Consider the following 21967-nt stretch of genomic DNA (forward strand, 5'->3'; position numbering starts at 1 on the left):
GCGGCGTGACCTACGTGATCGAGCGGCTGGGACACCTTGGCGACGGCATTGCCGACGGTCCCGTCTATGCACCCCGCACCCTGCCCGGCGAAGTGGTCACTGGCACGCTGGACGGTGACACGTTGCGGGACATCCGCATCGAAACGCCCTCGGCGAACCGGGTGCGCCCGCCGTGCCGGCATTTCGGTGCATGCGGGGCATGCCAGCTGCAACATGCCGCCGACGATTTCGTGGAAAACTGGAAACGGAAGGTCGTGGAAACCGCGCTCGAGGCGCAGGGCCTGTCGGCGGACGTGGGCCCGGTCGTCACCTCGCCGCCCGGAAGCCGCCGGCGTGCCACCCTGGCCGCGCGGCGTACCAAACGGGGCGCCCTGGTCGGGTTCCACGGCCGCAGTTCCGATACCATCACGGAAATCCCCGACTGTCAGTTGCTGCATCCCCGGCTGATGGCCGCGGTGCCCGCGGCGCGCGATCTCGCGGTGACCGGGGGCAGTCGCAAGGGCAACCTGGCCGTAGCCGTGACGGAGACCCTCAACGGGCCCGACATTCTCGTGCGTGGTGGAAAGCCGCTGAATGGCCCGCTGCGTGCGGCGCTCGGGGATCTGGCCCGCCGCCACGACCTGGCGCGCCTGTCATGGGAAGACGAGGTGATTGCCCTGCGGCTGCCGCCGGAGCAACAGTTCGGTCCAGCACGGGTGGTGCCGCCGCCCGGCGCCTTCCTGCAGGCCACCGCCGAGGGCGAGGCGGCGTTGCGTTCGGAGGTCTTGCGAATCACGCACGGCGCCGGCCGGATCGTGGACCTTTTCGCCGGCTGCGGAACGTTTTCCCTGCCGCTGGCACAGTATGCCCCCGTTCACGCCGTCGAGGCGGACGCGGCGATGGTCGCGGCCCTCGATGCCGGCTGGCGCCATGCACAGGGACTCAAGCCCGTCACGCACGCCGCTCGCGACCTGTTCCGTGACCCGCTTGAACCGGCGGAGCTTGCAGGGTTCGAGGCGGCCGTGATCGACCCGCCCCGTGCGGGTGCACACGCCCAGATCGGGCGGCTGGCCGATTCCGGCATACAGAGAATCGCACATGTCTCCTGCAACCCGGTGACCTTTGCCCGCGATGCCCGGACACTGGTGCGCGCCGGCTATGTGATGGGGCCTGTGCGCGTGATCGACCAGTTCCGGTGGTCGGCGCATGTCGAACTTGTCGCGGAGTTTCGCCGCGAGCCCGTGTGAGCGCGATTTGCTCTACGCAGTGCGCGGCTTTCGCTGTAGAAACGAGAATCGGGGGGCAGGATGACGGGTGATTTGCAATGCGCGCTTTCAGGAGTGTCGCCCTTCTGGTGATGTTGGCTGCACTGGCCGGGTGCAGTTCGAAGTTCAAGACGTATAACGGGCCCGAGGTCACGCGTATTGTCGTGAACAAGGACGCGCGCGAGATGCACCTTTTGCATCACGACGTGGTTCTGGAGAGCTACGACATCGGGCTGGGCTTCGCACCCAACGGGCACAAGGGTTTCGAGGGCGACGGCCGCACGCCCGAGGGCGACTACGTGATCGATCGCCGCAACCCGAACAGCGAATTCCACCTGTCGATCGGGATATCCTATCCCGACGAGGAGGACATCGCGCGCGCGCTCGAGGCCGGCCGGGATCCGGGCGGTGACATCTTCATCCACGGGCGGCCGTTCAAGTACTGGGGGAACGGCCCGGACTGGACGGCCGGGTGCATCTCGGTCAGCAACCGCGAGATCGAGGACATCTACGCGATGGTTCGCAACGGAACGCCGATCACGATCCGGCCGTGACCCGCGCCGGGGCGCCCATGACCAGCGTCCACCAGATCTTGCCGTTGTTTTCCTGGTGCCATGCAAAGCCCATTTCGCGCGCGTCCGGCGCAAGGATGACTTCGCGCGTGCCGGGTTTGTCCATCCAGGCGGCGAGGGTTTCGAGCTCGGTCTCGTAGGTTTCGGAAATATTCTCGCCGATGAGCCGTCCCTCGTATCCCGCGCGGCGCGCGCGGTCGATCGGCGAGGAGCCGTCGGAGCCGAAGTGCCACGGGCGGTTCTGCACCGACATGTCGCGAGCGTGGGTCGCGGCCGCGGCGTTCAGGCGCGGATCGAGCTCCACGGGGCCGTGGCCGGCCGCCTTGCGCAGGGTATTCACGGAATCCAGCAGCCGGAACTGGACCTTGGAGGTCTCGCCGGGCCGGATCCTGTAGACCTTGGGCAGCGGCTTGCCATCGGCTCCCATCTGCGGTTGGGCAGGTTGCGAGCTGCAGGCGGACAGTGCCAACGCTGCGGCGAGGAAAAGAACGGCGATGCGCACCATGGATACGACCCAAGACAATCCGGTTTTCATGTCTCTAGCGCGCCCCGACCGGCGATTCAAACCCGCAAAGCGGAAACATGCATGGCACACAGCGGTTTGAATTGCGGCTGAGGCTTTCCGGCCATATATTTCCCGCATAGATCACTGGCTTTGGATTGCGGAGAAGCAGAATGGCAAGGCGAAGGATCCCCAACCTGGACCGGCGCGCGTTCGTGGCCGGAACGGCGGCCATGCTGGGTGCGCCCGCGGTCGCGGCGGAACGGGCCGAACGCAATGAAGACGAAAAGGTGCGCCGCAACGTTTCGAGTTTCCGAACCCTCGACTGGAAGCCCTATTTCACGTCGCTTCGCAACGGTGCGATCCTTGTGGATACGCGGTCACGCGCCCTTCATTACTGGTCCGAGGACGAATCGGTCTACAAGCTCTACCCGACGAGCGTTCCGTTGTCCGAAGAGCTGACACGACGCGGCCGCACACGCGTGGTGCGCAAGGTCGAAGGGCCCGACTGGCGCCCGACACCCTCGATGCTCGAACGCAACCCGGACTGGCCGAAATACGTCCCGCCGGGCCCTGACAACCCGCTGGGCACGCATGCGCTGTACCTGAGCTGGACCTATTACCGGATTCACGGAACGCATGACACGCGCAAGATCGGGCGTCGATCCTCCAACGGTTGCATCGGCCTTTACAACGAACACATCGCCGAACTCTTCGCGTTGACCAAGGTTGGCACGCAGGTGTTGCTTATTTGACGAAAGCGGGGCCATTTTTCGCCGCGGCGCGTCAAGTTGCATTTGCAATCGTCGGGGATTGCTGATTACAAAAAATCCTACGAGGTAAGTCTTGGTGCCTGGTGTCGACCTGACCGACAGCAGGCGAATATCTGGAGGATACAATGAAGAAACTCGTTCTCGCTGCTGCCCTGACCGCCGCCGCTTCGACCGCAACCGCCGGCACCATGGAAGAGCCGGTAGTCGAGGCCCCCGTGGTCGTCGAGGAGACCCAGGCCAGCTCGTCCGCAGCCGGCATCTGGATCCCGCTGGTTCTGCTGGCGATCGTCGCTGCTGCCGCTGCCGACTGATAGCGTTCGAACATTCCCGGGAAAGGCGGTGGCGCAGCCACCGCCTTTTTCTTTTGCGGGTTCGCCATTGCTGAAAACCTGATGTTAGCCGACCCAGCCCTTCAGGTTCTCGTCGATGACGGCCGAAATCACCTTGATGTGCGCCGGCTCGTCGTTGAGGCAGGGAATGTAGGTGAATGATTCTCCGCCCGCTTCCTCGAAGCTCTCCTTGATCTCCTCGTTGATCTCTTCGAGCGTCTCCACGCAATCCGCCGAGAAGGCAGGCGCGATTACCGCGATTCGTTTCTTGTTGTCTTCCTTCGCCAGGCGCGCGACCTCCTCCACGGTGTAGGGGCGCAGCCATTCCTCGGGGCCGAACACGGACTGGAACGTCGTCGTGATATCGGTGTCCTGCCAGCCCAGACGTTCCTTGAGCAGCCGCGTCGTCTTCTGGCACTGGCAGTGATAGGGATCACCCTGCATGAGGTAGCGCTTCGGCATGCCGTGGTAGGAGACCACGAGGATATCCGGCCTGGTCTCGAGCTGGGCGTAGGCACGCTCGACCGACTCGGCCAGCGCCTCGATGTAGAGCGGGTGCTCGAAATACGGTTCGATCGTCCGCGCAGCGGGCTGCCACGGTTCTTCCATCAGCGCACGGAAGAACTGGTCGTTCGCGGTGCCCGAGGTCGCGCCGGCATAGTGCGGGTAGAGCGGCACGAAAAGGATCCGGCGACACCCCGCGTCGACCATGGCACGGACCTTGGATTTCGTCGACGGATTGCCGTAGCGCATGCAGTAGTCGACCATGACATCGTCGCCGTGGCGTGCGCGCATCTCCTCGGCGATCTTCCCGGTCTGGTCCTTGGTAATGGTCATCAGGGGGCTTTCGCCCTTGTCCTCGTTCCAGATCGACTTGTAGGCCTCGCCGCTGGAAAACGGCCGCTTGGTCAGGATGACGAGCTGCAGCAGCGGCTGCCATTTCCACGGCGCATAGTCGATGACGCGACGGTCCGACAGGAACTCGTTGAGATAGCGCCGCATCGACCAGTAATCGTAATTGTCCGGCGTGCCGAGGTTGGCCAGCAGGATGCCCGTCTTCTGCTTCGGGATGGCGGGGTGATCCGCGGGGGCGTGTTCGGGGCGTTCCGAAATCGGCTGGGCGTCGAGCATGACCATCGGCTCCGTTTTCCTGTGCGTGCCTCGCGTGACATAAAGAGAATGGTCGCGGCGTCAATCTTTGACGGGATGTTCCCGGGTCCCGAGGGCGTCGGACAGGCGGGCCCGCGCGCTGCCGGGGCGCAGCGGCTGCGGCTGATCCGCGTGCGGGCTCCATCCGGCAAGAAATATCAACTCGAAGGTGGCGGGCGCGCGTCCCGAGGCGTCACCGAAAGTGGAGACATACGTCTCGGAGGCCCGGTCGAACAGCGCGCGGGCGGCCGGCGCGCGATGCCGGGCCGCCAGAGCGTTCGTTTCGCCCATCGCGCGGAGATCGTGCATGAGATGTCGCGGCGATGGATAGCTCACCGTCAGCGGCACGCTGTCGGCAACGGGCAGGGCAAAACCCGCCCGCTGCAGCAGGGCGCCGAGATCTCGGATTTCACCCATGGGCGCGATGCGTGGTGACAGCCCGCCTGTCAACGCCACCTCCGCATCCGCCAGAGAGCTGCGAAGTTCGTGCAGCGTGGTCCCCCCGAAGAACGCTGCCATGAAGAAACCGTCGGGCACGAGCGCGCGGCGTGCCTGGATGAGCTGGCCGACGGGGTCATCCGCCCAATGCAGCGCCATCGCGTGTATCACGAGGTCATGCGCGGCCGGCGCGAGGTCCAGCGTTTCCGAATCGCCGGTGACGATGGCGTCGGGAATGACACCGGACCAGAAGTCCGGAAACCCCGTCACGATGGCCGGCTTGGTAAATGATTTCTTAATGAAGGCGAGGCGATCCTGCATCTCGTCACGCGCGGCCTCATGCAGGAAAAGCGCCGGGTCGCGTGCGGCGCGGCGGCGGTGTGCCTTGAGTGCGGTGCGGTCGGTCAGTCGGGTCGGCGCGGACATGGGCGGGACGATAGGCGATGACGGAAGCATTTCAAACCGCGCTGCGGCTGGTTTTCCCGCCGCGTTGCCTTCTGTGCGGCGCGCAGGTCGACAGTGACTTCGGGCTTTGCGGCCCCTGCTGGCGCGACACCCCCTTCATTGCCGGGCTGACCTGCGACGCCTGCGGCTGCCCGCTGCCCGGTGAGCCCGGGGTGGAGCGCGAACTGTGCGATGCATGCCTTGCCAACGCCCTGCCGTGGTCACGCGGGCGTGCCGCGTTGATCTACCGCGACAACGGACGCCGGATCGTCCTCGCGCTGAAGCATGGCGACCGGCACGATATCGTGCGGCCGGCAAGCCTTTGGATGGCGCAGGCCGCAAAGCCGCTTCTGGCAGACGGCATGATCGTCGCGCCGGTGCCGCTGCACTGGTCGCGGATGATGCGTCGGCGGTTCAACCAGGCGGCGCTTCTGGGGGCGGCAGTCGCACGGCGCACGCGGTGCCCCTGGTGCCCCGATCTGCTGGTGCGGCACCGGCGCACGGCCAAGCTGGACGGGCTTGGCGTGGCGGCACGCCACGAGACGCTGACGGGGGCCATCGCGGTGCACCGGCGCCGGGCGGATCGTGTCGGTGGCCGACCCGTTCTTCTGGTAGACGACGTGATGACCTCGGGCGCGACCCTGTCGGCTGCCGCGCAGGCCTTGTTGGCCAGGGGTGCGACGGATGTTCGTATCCTGACTCTGGCGCGTGTCGTGAAGGATGACTAGGTTGGCCGCATCCGGACACGAGGAACGAACGCCACATGCAACAGGTCGAGATCTACACCTCTCCCTTCTGCGGGTTCTGCATCGCGGCCAAGCGGCTGCTGAAGAAAAAGGGCGTGAGCTTCGAAGAAATCAACGTCCTGACGAATCCCGCGCGCAAGCCCGAAATGATCGAACGTGCGGGCGGCAAGCGCACGGTGCCGCAGATCTTCGTGGGTGGACGCCACGTTGGCGGGTGTGACGAGCTTTATGCGCTCGATCGGTCCGGCAAGCTCGACCCGTTGCTCGAAGGGTAACGGGAATGCGCACGGCCCTCGTCCAGTTCACCGGCAGCGACGACCCGGCCGACAATCTCGCGCGGCTGGGGCCGATGATCGATGACGCGGCAGCCGCCGGGGCGGGTTTCGTGCTGACACCGGAGGTGTCGAATTGCATTTCCGGCAGCCGGACCCGGCAGGAGGCGGTACTTGTCCACGAAAGGGATGATCCTGTTCTGAACGCCCTGCGGGACCAGGCCGCGCGGCTGGGGATCTGGCTTCTGGCCGGCTCCGTCGCGGTAAAGACCCAAGACCCGGACGGTCGATATGCCAACCGGTCTGTTCTGGTCGGTCCCGACGGCGCGGTCGCCGCCCGCTACGACAAGATCCACATGTTCGACGTTGCCGTGACCGAAACGGAAACCTATCGCGAATCGCGGGCCTACCGTCCCGGCACGCGCGCCGTGCTGGCACAGACGCCGTTCGCCCGAATCGGATTGACGGTTTGCTATGATGTCCGCTTTCCCCACCTTTACCGGCGCCTCGCGCAGGCCGGGGCGCAGGTGCTTACGGTGCCCTCGGCGTTTTCGCCGGTCACGGGGGCGATGCACTGGGCGCCGCTCTTGCGGGCGCGCGCGATCGAGACCGGGTGTTTCGTCCTTGCGCCGGCGCAGACCGGCACGCATCCTGCAACACGCGGGCGGCAGCGCGAGACGTGGGGCCATGCTCTGGCCGTCTCGCCGTGGGGCGAGATTCTGGCGGATGCCGGCACGGGTCCTGGGCTTGCCCATGTCGATCTGGACATGGCAGCGGTCGAGGATGCCCGCCGGCGCGTGCCGTCACTGAACAGCAACCCGGAATTCGATGGCCCGGAATGAATGACGAAACCCACAATGCCCTGGCTGTCGCGCTGTTCAGCGAGATCCTGACCAACGATCAGATGATCCGAAGCCGGCTGAGTCGGGTCCTGCCGAAGGGCATGGAGATTTCGCATTTCTCGGTGCTCAACCACCTGGCACACTCGGGAGAGGAACGCTCGCCCGCGCAACTGGCGCGCAGTTTCCATGTCACCCGCGGCGCCATGACCAACACGCTGGGCAAGCTGGAATGGGCAGGGTATGTCCACATCCGCCCCGACTGGGACGATGCGCGCCGCAAGAAGGTCGCGATCAGCCCGGCGGGACGCCAGGCGCGTGATTCGGCGATCTCGGCGATCACGCCGGTGATCACCGAGATGGTCGGCGAACTGGGCGCGGCCAAGGTGCGGGCCGCGCTTCCAGTGCTGCGCGAACTGCGCGCGAAGCTGGAAGACGACCGCTGAGGCGTCACGCGGGCCGGACGCTCGTGGTGACGTAATTCACGCTGAGATCGCGGGCAGACAACGACCAGGACCACCTGGCGGGGTTGAAGACGAAGCCCTTGCGGTCGACGGGCTCCAGCCCCGCGCCTTCGAGCAGCGCGTAAAGCTCGTCGGGGGTGATGAACTTGCGCCATTCGTGGGTGCCCTTGGGCAGCCAGCGCATCACGTATTCCGCGCCCACGATGGCCATGGCGTAGCTCTTTGCATTGCGGTTGATCGTCGAGCAGATGTGCAGACCGCCCGGGTTCAGGAGCGCGCGGCAGGCGGCAAGGTAGGCCGCCGGGTCCGCGACGTGCTCGACCACCTCCATGTTGAGGACCACGTCGAACCGTTCCCCGGTCTCGACCAGCGCCTCGGCGGTCGTGTGGCGGTAGTCGATCTTCAGCCCGGACTGTTCCGCGTGAAGCTGGGCAACGGGAATGTTGCGCTCGGCCGCATCGACGCCCACAACGGTGGCACCCAGACGGGCCATCGGTTCGCAAAGCAGCCCGCCGCCGCAGCCGATGTCCAGAATCCGCAGCCCCTTGAAGGGGTCTTGCGCGGAAAGGTCGCGATCGAACTCGGCCGCGATCTGTCCCGTGATGTAATCCAACCGGCAGGGGTTGAGCATGTGCAGCGGCTTGAACTTGCCATTCGGGTCCCACCACTCGGCGGCCATGGCCTCGAACTTGGCGATTTCCGCGGAGTCGACGGTGCTCTGGGCGGCTTGCATTCTGCTCTCCATGTGCTCATCTGGTCGCAAGTCTATATAGGACGGTCATGGACAAATTCCCGAGCCAAAAAAGCGCAGTCCAGTATCTCTTTGCGCCGCTGGAACCGTTCGACCGGCGGATGCTGGACGTGGGCGACGGCCACCAGATCTACGTCGAGCAGTGCGGACGGCGCGACGGCATCCCGGTTGTCGTGTTGCATGGCGGCCCGGGGGGCGGGTGCAGCCCGGCGATGCGCCGCTATTTCGATCCCGACATATATCGCATCGTGCTTTTCGACCAGCGCGGTTGCGGTCGGTCGAAACCACATGCCGAGGTCTCGGGCAACACCACCTGGCACCTCGTGGCGGATATCGAGCAAATCCGCGAGACCCTAGGCATCGACAGGTGGGTCGTGTTCGGCGGCAGCTGGGGCGCGACGCTGGCGCTGATCTATGGACAGGAACATCCCGACCGGGTCATGCATCTTGTGCTGCGCGGCGTCTTCCTGATGACGCAACCGGAGCTCGACTGGTTCTACGGCGGCGGTGTTGCAAGGTTCTGGCCGGACACCTGGGCGCGGTTCCAGGAACCGATCCCCGAGGCGGAGCGTGGCGACATGATCGCGGCCTATCACCGGCGGCTGTTCTCGGGTGACCGCGCGCAGGAGATCACCTTTGCCAAGCCCTGGTCGGCCTGGGAAAACGCGCTGGCGACGGTGCATTCAACCGGCGTGGGCGGCGACAGCCCGGCCGATTACGCCCGAGCCTTCGCCCGGCTGGAAAACCATTACTTCATCAACGCGGGCTTTCTCGACGAGGAGGATCATATTCTCGGCCGGATGGACAGGCTGGCCGATGTGCCGGGGACAATCGTCCAGGGCCGCTACGACATGATCTGCCCGCCCGCCTCGGCCCACCGGTTGGCGCAGTCGTGGCCCGGGGCGGACCTGCGGATGATTCCCGTCGCGGGCCACGCGCTTTCCGAACCCGGCATCAGCCGCGAACTTGTCGAGGCGATGAAACGGTTGTCCCGCCTCTGAGAAGAAAGACAGGTTTTTGTTCGCATGCGGCCGCACCGCCCCTTGCAGATTCGGGCCCCGACGCGTATATCACGCACAACAGCGGCGCGACCGGGTCCAAACCGGCCGCTCCACCGGTGAGACATGACGGGCCGCGTGCCCGTTTTTTTGTGTTCGGATGAATCATGAGCCACGACCTGGTTGCCAAGACCCCGCTCGACCGCCGCCTGGCCGAGATCATCGCCCCGGTGATCGAGGACATGGGTTTCGATCTCGTTCGCGTGCGGATGCAGGGTGGCAAGACGCACACGCTTCAGATCATGGCCGAGAAGCCCGGCGGCGGCATCGAGGTGGACGATTGTGCGGAGATCTCGAATGCTGTCAGCGCCGTCCTCGACGTCGAGGACCCGGTCGAGGACACCTACACGCTGGAGGTCTCCAGCCCCGGCATAGACCGGCCGCTCACGCGGCTGAAGGATTTCGACGACTTCGAAGGATACGAGGCGAAGCTGGAGACCAGCGAACTGATCGACGGACGCAAGCGGTTCAAGGGCGTGCTGGCCGGTACTGACGGTCCGGAGGTTCTGATCAACGTTGCAGAGGGCACGATCGGGCTGCAGTTCGACTGGCTCAGCGACGCCAAGCTCGTGCTTACCGATGAGCTGATCAAGGAAATGCTGCGCCAGCGCAAGGCGGCCGGGGCCCTGCGGGAAGACGCATTCGACGACATAGAAACGGAACCCGGTTCCCAGGAGGACTGAACAATGGCGATCACCTCTGCCAACCAGCTTGAACTTCTGCAGACCGCCGAGGCGGTGGCGCGCGAAAAGATGATCGACCCCGCGCTGGTGGTCGAGGCGATGGAGGACAGCCTCGCCCGGGCCGCCAAGAGCCGCTACGGCTCCGAGATGGACATCCGCGTCTCGATCGACCGCAAGACGGGCCGGGCGACCTTCACCCGCGTGCGCACCGTCGTCGAGGACGACGAGCTGGAAAACCACCAGGCCGAGATGACGGTCGAGCAGGCCAAGCAGTACATGGACGACCCGAAGGTCGGTGACGAGTACGTCGAGGAAGTCCCCCCCGTCGACATGGGCAGGATCGCCGCGCAGTCAGCCAAGCAGGTCATCCTGCAGAAGGTGCGCGAAGCCGAGCGCGACCGCCAGTACGAGGAGTTCAAGGACCGCATCGGCACGATCATCAACGGTGTCGTCAAGCGCGAGGAATACGGCAACGTCATCGTCGACGTCGGCCGCGGCGAGGCGATCCTGCGTCGCAACGAGAAGATCGGCCGCGAAAGCTATCGCCCGAACGACCGTATCCGCTGCTACATCAAGGACGTCCGGCGCGAGGCGCGCGGCCCGCAGATCTTCCTGAGCCGCACCGCACCGGAGTTCATGGCCGAGTTGTTCAAGATGGAGGTGCCCGAGATCTACGACGGCATCATCGAGATCAAGGCGGTCGCGCGCGACCCGGGCAGCCGCGCGAAGATCGGCGTCGTCTCCTACGACGGCTCCATAGATCCGGTCGGCGCCTGCGTGGGCATGCGCGGCAGCCGCGTGCAGGCCGTGGTCAACGAGCTTCAGGGCGAAAAGATCGACATCATCCCGTGGAACGAGGACCAGCCGACGTTCCTGGTGAATGCGCTGCAGCCGGCCGAGGTGTCCAAGGTGGTGCTCGACGAAGAGGCCGAGCGCATCGAGGTCGTCGTCCCCGACGATCAGCTCAGCCTGGCGATCGGGCGCCGCGGGCAGAACGTGCGCCTGGCCAGCCAGCTCACCGGTCTCGACATCGACATCATGACCGAAACCGAGGATTCCGAGAAGCGCCAGAAAGAGTTCGAGGAGCGCACGAAGCTGTTCATGGACACGCTCGACCTCGACGAGTTCTTTGCGCAGCTTCTGGTCTCCGAAGGGTTCACCAACCTCGAGGAGGTCGCCTATGTCGACCTCGACGAACTGCTGGTGATCGACGGTGTCGACGAGGACACCGCCAACGAGCTCCAGGCCCGCGCGCGCGACGTGCTCGAGGCGCAGGCGCGCGAGGCGCTGGAGACGGCGCGCGAACTTGGGGTCGAGGACAGCCTGGTTGAATTCGAGGGCCTGACGCCCCAGATGATTCAGGCGCTGGCCGAGGACGGCATCAAGACGCTGGAAGATTTCGCGACCTGCGCGGACTGGGAACTCGCCGGCGGCTGGACGACCGTCGATGGTGAGCGCGTCAAGGATGACGGGATCCTGGAACCCTTCGACGTTTCGCTGCGGGAAGCCCAGGATCTTGTGATGTCGGCCCGTGTCATGCTGGGATGGGTCGATCCCTCCGAGCTGGAGGCCGAGGCTGCGGAAGACGGCGAAGCCACCGCCGAGGAGGCTGAAGCCTGATCGCCGACGCCGGGAGTCATAGCATGAGCCGCGGTGGCCGCACGAAGGATCGCAGTACCGGTCCCGAACGCAAGTGCATCGCCACCGGCGATGCCCGGCCGAAGACGGGGCTGATCCGGTTCGTCGTTGCGCCCGACGGCCGGATCGCCCCGGATCTCGCCGAGAAGCTGCCGGGGCGGGGAATCTGGGTTTCGGCCGACCGGGCCGCGATCGATCGGGCGGTGACCAAGGGCCTGTTCGCGCGGGCGGCGCGCCAGAAGGTCGAGGCGCCCGCCGACCTGGCCGACCGGGTCGAGGCGCAGCTCGCGCGGCGCGTCGTCGAGTTGATCAGCCTCGCGCGCAAGAGCGGCGAGGCCGTCGCCGGCTACGAGAAGGTCAAGGCCTTCCTCGATACGGACGCGGCGCAGGTGCTGATTCAGGCCTCGGACGGATCGGCGCGGGGAAAATCGAAGCTGAGCACGCCGTACCGGGGCCGTTTCATCGGTTGGCTGACGGCAGCGGAGCTCGGCCGGGCCTTCGGGCGGACCACCGCGGTGCATGCGGCACTGGGTGCTGGCGGTTTGGCCCAACGTGTTGTAGAGGAGGCGGCAAGGTTGCAAGGCCTGCGCGTCTCGGACGGCGGGACGACCCGCCGGAAAGGAAGTAGAACCAGATGAGCGACAACGACGGAAAGAAGACTTTGGGTGTGCGTGGCGGTCCTCGCTCGGGGAACGTGAAGCAGAGCTTCAGCCACGGGCGGACCAAGAACGTCGTGGTGGAGACCAAGCGCAAGCGTGTCGTCAAGCCCAAGCCCGGTACGGGGCAGGGCCAGGGACAGGCGTCGCAGGGCAAATCCGCGGCGTCGTCGTCGGACTCGTCGAAGCGCCCGGCCGGGATCTCGGATGCCGAGATGGAGCGCCGGATGAAGGCGCTCCAGGCCGCCAAGGCCCGCGAGGCCGAGGAAGCCGAGCGTCGCGCCGAGGAAGAGCGCCAGCGCGAGCAGGAGCGCCAGCGCCGCCGCGAAGAGGCCGAGGCGCGCGAACGCGAGCAGCGCGAGGCCGAGGAACGTGCAAAAGCCAAGGCCGAGGAAGAAGAGCGCCGCAAGCGCGAGGCCGAAGCCTCCGCGCAGGAACCGCAGCAATCCGAAACCCAGAAACCCGCCCCGACCAAGCCGGCGCCCGCGCGCAAGCAGGAGAAGGAGCGCGACCAGAACCGCGGCAAAGGCAAGGGAAAGGGTGGCGACGGTCGCCGTTCGGGCAAGCTGACCCTGAACCAGGCGCTGTCCGGCGGCGAGGGCGGCCGGCAGAAATCGCTGGCCGCGATGAAGCGGAAGCAGGAGCGCGCGCGGCAAAAGGCGATGGGCGGATCCGCCGAGCGTGAGAAGATCGTGCGCGAGGTGCAACTTCCGGAAACGATCGTCGTGTCCGAACTCGCCAACCGCATGGCCGAACGCGTCGGCGACGTCGTCAAGGCGCTGATGCAGAACGGCATGATGGTCACGCAGAACCAATCGATCGACGCCGACACGGCCGAACTCATCATCGAGGAATTCGGCCACAAGGTCGTGCGTGTCTCCGACGCGGACGTCGAGGAGGTCATCGACCAGGTCGAGGACAACCCCGAGGACATGAAGCCGCGTCCGCCCGTCATCACCGTGATGGGCCACGTCGACCACGGCAAGACCTCGCTTCTGGACGCGGTCCGCAATGCCAAGGTCGTGTCGGGCGAAGCCGGCGGCATCACCCAGCATATCGGCGCCTATCAGGTAGAGACCGATGGCGGGTCCACGCTGACCTTCCTCGACACGCCGGGGCACGCCGCCTTCACGTCGATGCGCGCACGGGGCGCGCAGGTCACCGACATCGTGGTGCTGGTCGTCGCGGCCGATGACGCCGTGATGCCGCAGACGGTGGAGGCCATCAACCACGCCAAGGCGGCCGAAGTGCCGATGATCATCGCCATCAACAAGTGCGACAAGCCCGAAGCGAACCCCGACAAGGTGCGCACCGACCTGTTGCAGCACGAGGTCGTGGTCGAATCGATGTCCGGCGACGTTCAGGATGTCGAGGTTTCGGCCCAGTCGGGACAGGGTCTCGACGAGCTTCTGGAATCGATCGCGTTGCAGGCAGAGATCCTTGAACTCAAGGCCAACCCGGACCGCGTTGCCGAAGGGGCCGTGATCGAGGCGCAGCTGGACGTGGGCCGCGGCCCGGTGGCCACCGTCCTGGTGCAGAAGGGCACGCTGAAGCGCGGTGACATCTTTGTCGTGGGCGAACAGTGGGGCAAGGTCCGCGCCCTGATGAACGACCGCGGTGAACGCGTCGAGGAGGCCGGCCCGTCCGTGCCTGTCGAGGTTCTGGGTCTCAACGGCACGCCCGAGGCGGGCGACGTGCTCAACGTCGTCGAGACCGAGGCGCAGGCGCGCGAGATCGCCGAATACCGCCAGGAGGCCGCCAAGGACAAGCGTGCCGCCGCCGGCGCCGCGACAACGCTGGAACAGCTCATGTCGCAGGCCAAGGAGAACGAGAACGTGGCCGAGTTCCCCATCGTGGTGAAGGCCGACGTCCAGGGCTCGGCCGAGGCGATCGTGCAGGCGATGGAGAAGATCGGCAACGATGAGGTGCGCGTGCGCGTGCTTCACTCCGGCGTGGGTGCGATCACGGAATCGGATATCGGCCTTGCCGAAGCCTCGGGCGCCCCGGTGTTCGGCTTCAACGTCCGCGCCAACGCCCCGGCCCGCAGGAGTGCCAACCAGAAGGGGGTCGAGATCCGATATTACTCGGTCATCTACGACCTGGTCGACGACGTGAAGGCGGCCGCCAGCGGTCTGCTGGGCGCGGAGATCCGCGAGAAGTTCATCGGCTATGCGGAGATCAGGGAGGTCTTCAAGGTCTCCGGCGTCGGCAAGGTCGCCGGCTGCCTGGTCACCGAAGGGATCGCGCGGCGCTCGGCCGGTGTGCGCCTGCTGCGGGACGACGTCGTGGTCCACGAGGGCACGCTGAAGACGCTCAAGCGCTTCAAGGACGAGGTAACCGAGGTTCAGTCCGGTCAGGAATGCGGCATGGCGTTCGAGAACTACGAAGACATCCGCAAGGGCGACGTGATCGAGATCTTCGAGCGCGAAGAGGTCACGCGTACGCTCGAATGATCTGGTATCGGTTTTTCGGGAATGCGAAAGGGGCGGCCCGTCGGGTCGCCCCTTTCATCTTGTGGGGTCGGTTCAGGCAGCTTTGGCGACCGGGCGGCCGGCATACACGCGCGGACCCACCCGCACCTGGATCCGGCCATCCGGAAGGGTGCGGACGAATTCGCCCTGCACCGAGACACAGCTGCCGAGCGTTATTGTTCGAAGCATCGGTCGTTCTCCCGCATCTCTCTCCTGTTCCAGAGATAGGTAGTCTTGGTAAAAATTCGACTAACCGGCGGGTAACCTTTTCGTCATGGGAACGGGACACAGCGCGAAGGCAGTCACAACCAGTCGCGCAGAACAGGGATGAGCGGCAGGTCGGCCGGCGGCATCGGGTAGGATCGCAGATCGGCGACGCGCACCCATTTGAGCGCCTGCCCCTCGCGCGGCTGCGCCGTGCCCTGCCACTTGCGGCAGGCGAAAAGCGGCATCAACAGGTGGAAATCCTCGTAGGCATGGCTGGCGAAACTCAGCGGCGCGAGGCAGCTGTCCCAGGTTTCGATCCCCAGCTCTTCATGCAGTTCGCGGATCAGCGCCGCTTCGGGCGTCTCACCGGGGTCCACCTTGCCGCCGGGAAATTCCCAGAGGCCGGCCATTGTCTTGCCCTCGGGACGCCGGGTGAGAAGGATCCGGCCTTCGGGATCGATCAGCGCCACGGCCGACACGAGAACGATCTTCATGAGCGGTAATCGGCGTTGATATCGATGTAACCGTGGGTAAGATCGCAGGTCCAGACCAGCGCCGTGCCGCCACCAAGGGCAAGGTCCACGTGAATCGTGATTTCACTGTTCTTCATGTAGGCTGCTGCCTCGGTTTCCTTATAATCAGGGCTGACCTGTCCATCACATGCCACGAGCTGGTCGCCGAACCAGATCGCCAGCGAATCCCGGTCGGCGCGGGCACCGGACTTGCCAACCGCCATAACGATACGGCCCCAGTTCGGGTCTTGCCCGGCGATCGCCGTCTTGACCAGCGGCGAATTGGCGATCGCCATGGCGTGGCGGTGCGCGTCGTCATCGCTGGCCGCGCCGGTAACCGAGACCTCGATGAACTTGGTCGCACCCTCACCGTCGCGCACGACCTGATGGGCGAGGTCGAGCATGACGCGGCGCAAACCCTCCATGAAGGCCAGACTGTTGTCCGTTACCCGAATCCCCGACGCCCCGGTCGCGGCCACCAGCAGGGTGTCGGAGGTCGAGGTGTCGCTGTCCACGGTGATGCAGTTGAAGGTCGACGCGTTGAGCACGGAAACCATCGACTGAAGCTGCGGCTGTTCGATCACCGCGTCGGTGAAGATGTAGACCAGCATGGTCGCCATATCCGGCGCGATCATGCCCGAGCCCTTCGCGATCCCGGCGATATGCACCGTCTGACCGTCCACCGTGACGGTGGTGGTCGCCCCCTTCGGAAAAGTGTCCGTTGTCGTGATCGCGCGGGCGGCCTCTTCCATGCCGCCGGGTGCCAGCGCAGCGGCCAGCTCTCCCACCTTTCCCGTGATCCTCTCGTACGGCAGCGCCTCGCCGATCACGCCGGTCGCGCTGGAAAAGACGCGCTCGCCCGGAAGCCGGAGCTGATCGGCGACCGCGCCGGTGATGGCTTGCGTCGCCTGCACGCCCGCACGCCCGGTGAAGGCGTTGGCATTGCCGGAGTTGACGATGATCGCGGCACCGGCGGCGCTGTCGCCGCCGATCTTGGCCTGGCAATCCAGCACCGAGGCGGCACGGGTCGCCGAGCGCGTGAACACCCCCGCCACTGCCGTTCCCGGCGACAGCTTCGCCAGCATGACATCGGGTCGGCCGTGGTAGCGCACGCCGGCCTCCGCCGTCGCAAGGGTCACGCCGCCAACCTTCGGCATCCGGGGAAATGCCGCCGGGGCGAGCGGCGAGACGATAGGGCGCTTGCCCATGTTTACTGCTCCAGAAGCTCGGTGCGGTTGAGCAACGACGGGTCGAATGCGTTCGCCTCCGGGCGGTCGACGTCGGCCGCGTCGGTCAGCTTCTGGACATGTGCGTCGACCGCAGCCTCGCGCAGTTCCTGCTCGATCTCGCCGCGCACCTCCTCGAGTTCCGGCAGGTCCTTCATCCGCGTGTCGTCCAGGCGGATGACGTGCCAGCCGAACTGGGTCTTCACCGGGTCGGACACTTCGCCGGGTTCAAGCGCCATCGCGGCTTCCTCGAAGGATTCGACCATCATGCCCTGGCTGAACCAGCCCAGATCGCCGCCGTTGGACCCCGACGGGCCGGTCGATTTCTCGCGCGCCAGCTCGGCGAAATCGGCGCCGCCGGCCAGGTCCTCGGCGATCGCCTTCGCCTCGTCCTCGGATTCGACGAGGATATGCGCGGCCTTGTACTCGCGCTCGGGTTCCGCGTCGGCGTACTTTTCCTCGAAGGCGGCCGCGACGGCTTCCTCGTCCGTGGCTTCGGCGACGACGTCTTCCAGGGCGTCGCCGGCGATGATGGCGCGGCGCTCGTTCTCGATACGGATCTGCGCGCGCTTCGAGATCTCGCCGTCCGTCGATTGCGCCAGGACGGTCTGTTGCACCAGCTGGTCCAGTATGCCGTTGAACAGGACCTTCGCGGGCAACTGGGCGTATTGCTGCGGCAGGCTGGTGCGCAGAGAGATCATGTGCCCCAGCGTGATCTCGGTGCCGTCCACGGTCGCCACCACGGTTTCGGCCGTGGGGGCATCCTCGGCCGCGGCGGGCAGGCCGAGCGGCGCGACCGCGAGCAGCGAGATGGCCGAGAGGCGTTTGAGGCGATTGAGCATTGCGTGTTCCTTTGCGTTTCCTGCTTGGAGCGTCGCGCGGCGCGTGACGTTGACACTGTCTCGGCGGCCCCTTACATCGCGAAGGCATCACGACAGGGCCGGCCCGCGCCCCTTGTAGGGCTGCAGGTATTGCGGGGCAAGCGATTGCCTTTCACGAACAGGCGAAACACCGGAACGGATGGAACATGCTGGGTATTGGAAATGTCGCCAGGAAGGTCTTCGGCACGAAGAATGACCGCAAGATCAAGGCGACGCGCCCGCTGGTCGCGAAGATCAATGCGCTTGAACCGGAGTACGAGGCCCTCGACGATGCCGGCCTGAAGCAGAAAACCGAAAGCTTCAAGGAACGCCTGGCCAATGGCGAAAGCCTCGACGTGCTTCTGCCCGAGGCCTTCGCGAACTGCCGCGAGGCGGCGCGCCGCACGCTGGGTCTGCGGGCGTTCGACGTGCAGCTCATGGGCGGCATCTTTCTGCACCAGGGCAACATTTCGGAGATGAAGACCGGCGAGGGCAAGACCCTGGTCGCGACCTTCCCGGCCTATCTCAATGCGCTGACAGGCAAAGGCGTGCATATCGTCACGGTCAACGATTACCTCGCCAAGCGCGACGCCGAGTGGATGGGCAAGGTCTATGGCGCGTTGGGCATGACCACCGGCGTGGTTTACCCGCAGCAGCCCGAGGACGAGAAGAAATCGGCCTATGGGGCCGACATCACCTATGCCACCAACAACGAGCTGGGCTTCGACTACCTGCGCGACAACATGAAGTCGACGCTGGAAGAGATGAACCAGCGCGGGCATCACTTCGCCATCGTCGACGAGGTGGACAGCATCCTGATCGACGAGGCGCGCACGCCGCTCATCATTTCCGGACCGGCGCAGGACCGCAGCGAACTCTACACCACGATAGACGCGCTGATCCCCGAGCTGTCCGAGGATCACTACACCATCGACGAGAAGACGCGGAACGTCACCTTCACCGACGAGGGCAACGAGTTCCTCGAACAGCTTCTGCAACAGAACGAGCTTCTTCCCGAGGGCCAGTCGCTCTATGACCCTGAAAGCACCACGGTCGTCCACCACGTCAACCAGGGGCTTCGCGCGCACAAGCTGTTCACGCGCGACAAGGATTACATCGTGCGCGGCGGCGAGGTCGTGCTGATCGACGAGTTCACCGGCCGCATGATGCCGGGGCGTCGCCTGTCCGACGGCCTGCACCAGGCCATCGAGGCCAAGGAAGGCTGCAAGATCCAACCCGAGAACGTCACACTCGCCCAGGTGACCTTCCAGAACTACTTCCGGCTTTACGACAAGCTGTCGGGCATGACCGGCACCGCCGCCACCGAGGCCGAGGAATTCGCCGAGATCTATGGGCTGGGCGTGGTGGAGGTGCCCACGCACATGCCGATCGCCCGCGTCGACGAGGACGACGCCGTGTACCGCACGGCCGAGGACAAGTTCGCGGCGATCGTCGAATCGATCAAGAAGGCGCACGAGAAGGGCCAGCCGATCCTTGTCGGCACGACGTCGATCGACAAGTCCGAGATGCTCAGCCGCCTGCTCGACGAAGCGGGGATCAAGCACAACGTGCTCAACGCGCGGCAGCACGAGAAGGAAGCACAGATCATTGCCGAGGCCGGCAAGCTGGGGGCCGTGACGATCGCCACCAACATGGCCGGCCGCGGGACCGACATCCAGCTGGGCGGAAACGTCGAGCTGAAGGTGATGGAGGCGCTGGACGCCAACCCCGACGCCGACCCCGAGGAAATCCGCAACCGGATCGAGGCCGAGCACGCCGACGAGAAGAAGAAGGTGCTTGAGGCCGGCGGCCTTTTCGTGCTGGGCACCGAGCGGCACGAGAGCCGCCGGATCGACAACCAGTTGCGCGGCCGTTCGGGCCGCCAGGGCGACCCCGGGCGCTCGGCCTTCTTCCTCAGCCTCGAGGATGACCTGATGCGCATCTTCGGCTCGGACAGGCTCGAGAAGGTGCTTTCGGGGCTCGGCATGAAGGAGGGAGAGGCGATCATCCACCCGTGGGTGAACAAGTCGCTCGAACGCGCCCAGGCCAAGGTCGAGGGGCGCAACTTCGACATCCGCAAGCAGCTTCTCAAGTTCGACGACGTGATGAACGAGCAGCGGAAGGTCATCTTCAACCAGCGGCTGGACATCATGAAGGCCGAGGACCTGTCGGAGATCGTGCGCGACATGCGCAGCCAGGTCATCGACGACCTCGTGGAAACCCACATGCCGCCCAAGACCTTCGCCGACCAGTGGGACATGGAGGGCCTTCGCGACGCGGTGCGCGAGAGCCTGAACATGGAGTTGCCCATCGTGGAATGGGGTGACGAGGAAGGCGTCGACGACGATACGGTCACCGAACGCCTCGAGGACGCCGCCGACGACATGATGGCGCAAAAGACCGCCCAGTTCGGTGCCGAGAACATGCGCGCCATCGAGAAACAGGTGCTTCTGCAAACCATCGACACGAAGTGGCGCGAACACCTGCTTACGCTCGAGCACCTGCGCAGCGTCGTCGGCTTCCGCGGCTATGCCCAGCGCGACCCGCTCAACGAATACAAGACCGAAGCATTCCAGCTTTTCGAGGGAATGCTCGACAGCCTGCGGCAGGACGTGACCCAGAAGCTCGCACAGATCCGTCCGATGACGGACGAGGAGCAACAGCAGATGCTGCAGGAGATGGAGCAGCAGCGCGACGCGATGGCCAAGGCCGCCGAACCCGAAAAGGAAGGCCAGATCATTGCCGAAACCTCGGCCGACGGGGACAACGCCTTCGACGAGTCCGATCGTTCGACCTGGGGCAACCCGGGCCGCAACCAGCCGTGTCCCTGCGGGTCGGGAAAGAAGTTCAAGCACTGTCACGGGCGACTGGGCTGACACCTGCGGCGGACAGGTTTGCCGAATTGTGCCGCGCCGCTGCCACAACACGGCCCGAATCGCCCGCTAGCCACGCCCCATGCGGGCACTCGTTCACAGATCACAAATTGCGCGACGGATCATCATCGCCGGCGGCACGCTCGGCATGGCGCTGGGCGCGGGGTTTCTCATGCAAACGATCCTCGTCGACCGGCCGGCGACATCCCCGGTCGCGACGGCCTCGTCCTCTGTCGTGCCCGTCTCGCGCGATGGCAAGGAACAGGCCGCCGGCGCGGGGCAGACGGGACAGAGGGCGCCGACCGGCCAGATGGTCGACGGCGCGGACTTGACCGCGAAGAACCCCGACCTCGACCTTTCGGATGTCGCCCTGACGTCGGCGCTGCCGGCGCCCCCGGCGGAGGCCCCGATTCCGGGCGGCCCGGACGGCCCGCGCGTGGTGCGGGCCTCGATGGGGGCCGAGGCGACGACACCCGTGGCGGATGTTCCCGAGGAAAAGCCCTCCGGCCAGTTTCCCTGCGACCTGTCACTCGAGGCCCGCGTCACAGGGGCCGCGATGGTCGATCTCAGCCTCGGTGCCCCCTGCATGGTCAACCAGAGGGTCACCCTGCACCATCACGGCATGATGATCACCGCTTCGACCGACGAGTCCGGGCAGGCGGAGCTTCGGGTGCCGGCACTGGCCGAAAACGCGGTCTTCATCGCGTCCTTCCCGGCAGGTGACAGCGCTATCGCCCGGGCCGAGGTGACGTCTCTGGAATTCTATGACCGGGTTGTCGTTCAGTGGCAGGAACCGGGCGGACTTCAGGTTCATGCGCTTGAATACGGTGCCGGGTACGGTGAAGACGGCCACGTCTGGAACGGCGCGGCACGTGACATTTCCGCGGCTGTCGAGGGCGCTGGCGGGTTTCTTGCCCGGCTGGGCGCCTCCGAGGTGCCCGAAGCGCGGCTTGCGGAGGTCTACACCTTTCCCTCGGGCACCGCGAAACGTGAGGGTCGCGTGGTCCTTAGCCTCGAAGCCGAAGTGACCCGGGGCAATTGCGGGCGCGATGTGGCCGCTCAGGCGTTGCAAGTGTTTCGCGGTGCAAAGGCACAGGCGCGCGAGATCGAGCTTGCCATGCCCGATTGTGACGCGGTGGGCGATTTTCTGGTGTTGAAAAAGGCGCTTGATGACCTGAAGATCGCGCGCAACTGAAGGGTTGCGATCGGGGATCGTTGAGTGAAAGGCGGAGCATGTGCGGCGCTGGGCGCCGCACTCGT

General features: G+C 65.7%; 22 protein-coding genes. 15 read left to right on the top strand and 7 right to left on the bottom strand.

From position 1 onward, the window contains the following. Nucleotides 1–5 precede the first annotated feature (5 nt). Both CEF10_RS04560 and CEF10_RS04565 read left to right on the top strand, forming a co-directional pair. Nucleotides 6–1226 carry a class I SAM-dependent RNA methyltransferase gene (locus CEF10_RS04560; protein WP_101066798.1) on the top strand — a complete coding sequence of 407 codons (1221 nt, stop codon included), beginning with the start codon at nt 6–8 and terminating at the stop codon, nt 1224–1226. 77 nt (nt 1227–1303) lie between these two features. Then, the gene (locus tag CEF10_RS04565; RefSeq protein WP_101066800.1) at nt 1304–1798 is read left to right on the top strand and encodes a L,D-transpeptidase family protein; all 495 of its coding nucleotides are present in this window, start codon (nt 1304–1306) and stop codon (nt 1796–1798) included. Here the strand turns inward: CEF10_RS04565 and dalA are convergent. Continuing rightward, nucleotides 1782–2321: a divisome-associated lipoprotein DalA gene (gene dalA / locus CEF10_RS04570; protein ID WP_101066802.1), complete on the bottom strand. Its 540-nt coding sequence runs from the start codon at nt 2319–2321 to the stop codon at nt 1782–1784. The genes CEF10_RS04565 and dalA overlap by 17 nt on opposite strands. A gap of 170 nt (nt 2322–2491) precedes the next feature. Here dalA and CEF10_RS04575 point away from each other — a divergent pair, with 170 nt between their 5' ends. Together CEF10_RS04575 and CEF10_RS04580 are read left to right on the top strand one after the other, a co-directional pair. Then, nucleotides 2492–3073 (top strand): L,D-transpeptidase, encoded by a 582-nt coding sequence (locus tag CEF10_RS04575; protein ID WP_101066805.1) that lies wholly within the window; start codon nt 2492–2494, stop codon nt 3071–3073. A 143-nt stretch (nt 3074–3216) separates the two neighbouring features. Beyond that, a complete protein-coding gene (locus CEF10_RS04580) occupies nt 3217–3402 on the top strand; it encodes a hypothetical protein (RefSeq protein WP_101066807.1) in 186 nt (61 codons plus the stop codon). Nucleotides 3403–3486: 84 nt separating this feature from the next. Here the strand turns inward: CEF10_RS04580 and hemH are convergent, their stop codons facing one another. Both hemH and CEF10_RS04590 read right to left on the bottom strand, forming a co-directional pair. Next, nucleotides 3487–4551: a ferrochelatase gene (hemH, locus tag CEF10_RS04585; protein ID WP_101067099.1), complete on the bottom strand. Its 1065-nt coding sequence runs from the start codon at nt 4549–4551 to the stop codon at nt 3487–3489. 60 nt (nt 4552–4611) lie between these two features. After that, nucleotides 4612–5433 carry a methyltransferase domain-containing protein gene (locus CEF10_RS04590; protein ID WP_101066809.1) on the bottom strand — a complete coding sequence of 274 codons (822 nt, stop codon included), beginning with the start codon at nt 5431–5433 and terminating at the stop codon, nt 4612–4614. Between the two features lie 17 nt (nt 5434–5450). On the opposite strand from CEF10_RS04590, the gene CEF10_RS04595 reads away from it, so the two are divergent. The 4 genes from CEF10_RS04595 to CEF10_RS04610 are packed head-to-tail and all read left to right on the top strand — an operon-like array spanning nt 5451 to nt 7754. Continuing rightward, nucleotides 5451–6179, top strand: a complete 729-nt coding sequence (locus CEF10_RS04595; protein ID WP_101066811.1) for a double zinc ribbon domain-containing protein — start codon at nt 5451–5453, stop codon at nt 6177–6179. 35 nt (nt 6180–6214) lie between these two features. Next, nucleotides 6215–6472 (top strand): glutaredoxin 3, encoded by a 258-nt coding sequence (gene grxC / locus CEF10_RS04600; protein WP_101066813.1) that lies wholly within the window; start codon nt 6215–6217, stop codon nt 6470–6472. A gap of 5 nt (nt 6473–6477) precedes the next feature. After that, nucleotides 6478–7311, top strand: a complete 834-nt coding sequence (locus CEF10_RS04605; RefSeq protein ID WP_101066815.1) for a carbon-nitrogen hydrolase family protein — start codon at nt 6478–6480, stop codon at nt 7309–7311. Beyond that, nucleotides 7308–7754, top strand: a complete 447-nt coding sequence (locus CEF10_RS04610; RefSeq protein ID WP_101066817.1) for a MarR family winged helix-turn-helix transcriptional regulator — start codon at nt 7308–7310, stop codon at nt 7752–7754. Before CEF10_RS04605 ends, CEF10_RS04610 begins: the two co-directional genes overlap by 4 nt. A gap of 4 nt (nt 7755–7758) precedes the next feature. Here the strand turns inward: CEF10_RS04610 and ubiG are convergent, their stop codons facing one another. Then, nucleotides 7759–8505: a bifunctional 2-polyprenyl-6-hydroxyphenol methylase/3-demethylubiquinol 3-O-methyltransferase UbiG gene (ubiG, locus tag CEF10_RS04615; protein ID WP_101066819.1), complete on the bottom strand. Its 747-nt coding sequence runs from the start codon at nt 8503–8505 to the stop codon at nt 7759–7761. 47 nt (nt 8506–8552) lie between these two features. Here ubiG and pip point away from each other — a divergent pair, with 47 nt between their 5' ends. The 5 genes from pip (at nt 8553) to infB (ending at nt 15011) form a co-directional block, all read left to right on the top strand. Beyond that, a complete protein-coding gene (pip, locus tag CEF10_RS04620; protein WP_101066821.1) occupies nt 8553–9524 on the top strand; it encodes a prolyl aminopeptidase in 972 nt (323 codons plus the stop codon). Nucleotides 9525–9688: 164 nt separating this feature from the next. After that, a complete protein-coding gene (gene rimP / locus CEF10_RS04625; RefSeq protein ID WP_101066823.1) occupies nt 9689–10264 on the top strand; it encodes a ribosome maturation factor RimP in 576 nt (191 codons plus the stop codon). A gap of 3 nt (nt 10265–10267) precedes the next feature. Continuing rightward, nucleotides 10268–11884, top strand: coding sequence for a transcription termination factor NusA (nusA, locus tag CEF10_RS04630; protein ID WP_101066825.1), 1617 nt, complete (start codon nt 10268–10270; stop codon nt 11882–11884). 23 nt (nt 11885–11907) lie between these two features. After that, nucleotides 11908–12540 carry an RNA-binding protein gene (locus CEF10_RS04635; RefSeq protein ID WP_101066828.1) on the top strand — a complete coding sequence of 211 codons (633 nt, stop codon included), beginning with the start codon at nt 11908–11910 and terminating at the stop codon, nt 12538–12540. Next, a complete protein-coding gene (gene infB / locus CEF10_RS04640; RefSeq protein WP_101066830.1) occupies nt 12537–15011 on the top strand; it encodes a translation initiation factor IF-2 in 2475 nt (824 codons plus the stop codon). The genes CEF10_RS04635 and infB overlap by 4 nt, the downstream gene beginning before the upstream one ends. Nucleotides 15012–15331: 320 nt before the next feature. Here infB and mutT read toward each other — a convergent pair whose 3' ends face one another. The 3 genes from mutT to CEF10_RS04655 are packed head-to-tail and all read right to left on the bottom strand — an operon-like array spanning nt 15332 to nt 17816. Then, complete coding sequence (gene mutT / locus CEF10_RS04645) at nt 15332–15730, bottom strand: 8-oxo-dGTP diphosphatase MutT (RefSeq protein ID WP_101066832.1); 399 nt, start codon at nt 15728–15730, stop codon at nt 15332–15334. Further along, nucleotides 15727–16956, bottom strand: a complete 1230-nt coding sequence (argJ, locus tag CEF10_RS04650) for a bifunctional glutamate N-acetyltransferase/amino-acid acetyltransferase ArgJ (RefSeq protein ID WP_101066834.1) — start codon at nt 16954–16956, stop codon at nt 15727–15729. Before argJ ends, mutT begins: the two co-directional genes overlap by 4 nt. A gap of 2 nt (nt 16957–16958) precedes the next feature. Continuing rightward, the gene (locus tag CEF10_RS04655) at nt 16959–17816 is read right to left on the bottom strand and encodes a peptidylprolyl isomerase (RefSeq protein ID WP_101066836.1); all 858 of its coding nucleotides are present in this window, start codon (nt 17814–17816) and stop codon (nt 16959–16961) included. A 185-nt stretch (nt 17817–18001) separates the two neighbouring features. On the opposite strand from CEF10_RS04655, the gene secA reads away from it, so the two are divergent. Further along, nucleotides 18002–20710, top strand: a complete 2709-nt coding sequence (gene secA / locus CEF10_RS04660) for a preprotein translocase subunit SecA (protein ID WP_101066838.1) — start codon at nt 18002–18004, stop codon at nt 20708–20710. A 79-nt stretch (nt 20711–20789) separates the two neighbouring features. Further along, the gene (locus tag CEF10_RS04665; protein WP_101066840.1) at nt 20790–21902 is read left to right on the top strand and encodes a hypothetical protein; all 1113 of its coding nucleotides are present in this window, start codon (nt 20790–20792) and stop codon (nt 21900–21902) included. The last annotated feature ends 65 nt before the right edge of the window (nt 21903–21967 follow it).

The sequence above is a fragment of the Roseovarius salinarum genome (assembly GCF_002834145.1).
Lineage (GTDB): Bacteria > Pseudomonadota > Alphaproteobacteria > Rhodobacterales > Rhodobacteraceae > Roseovarius > Roseovarius salinarum.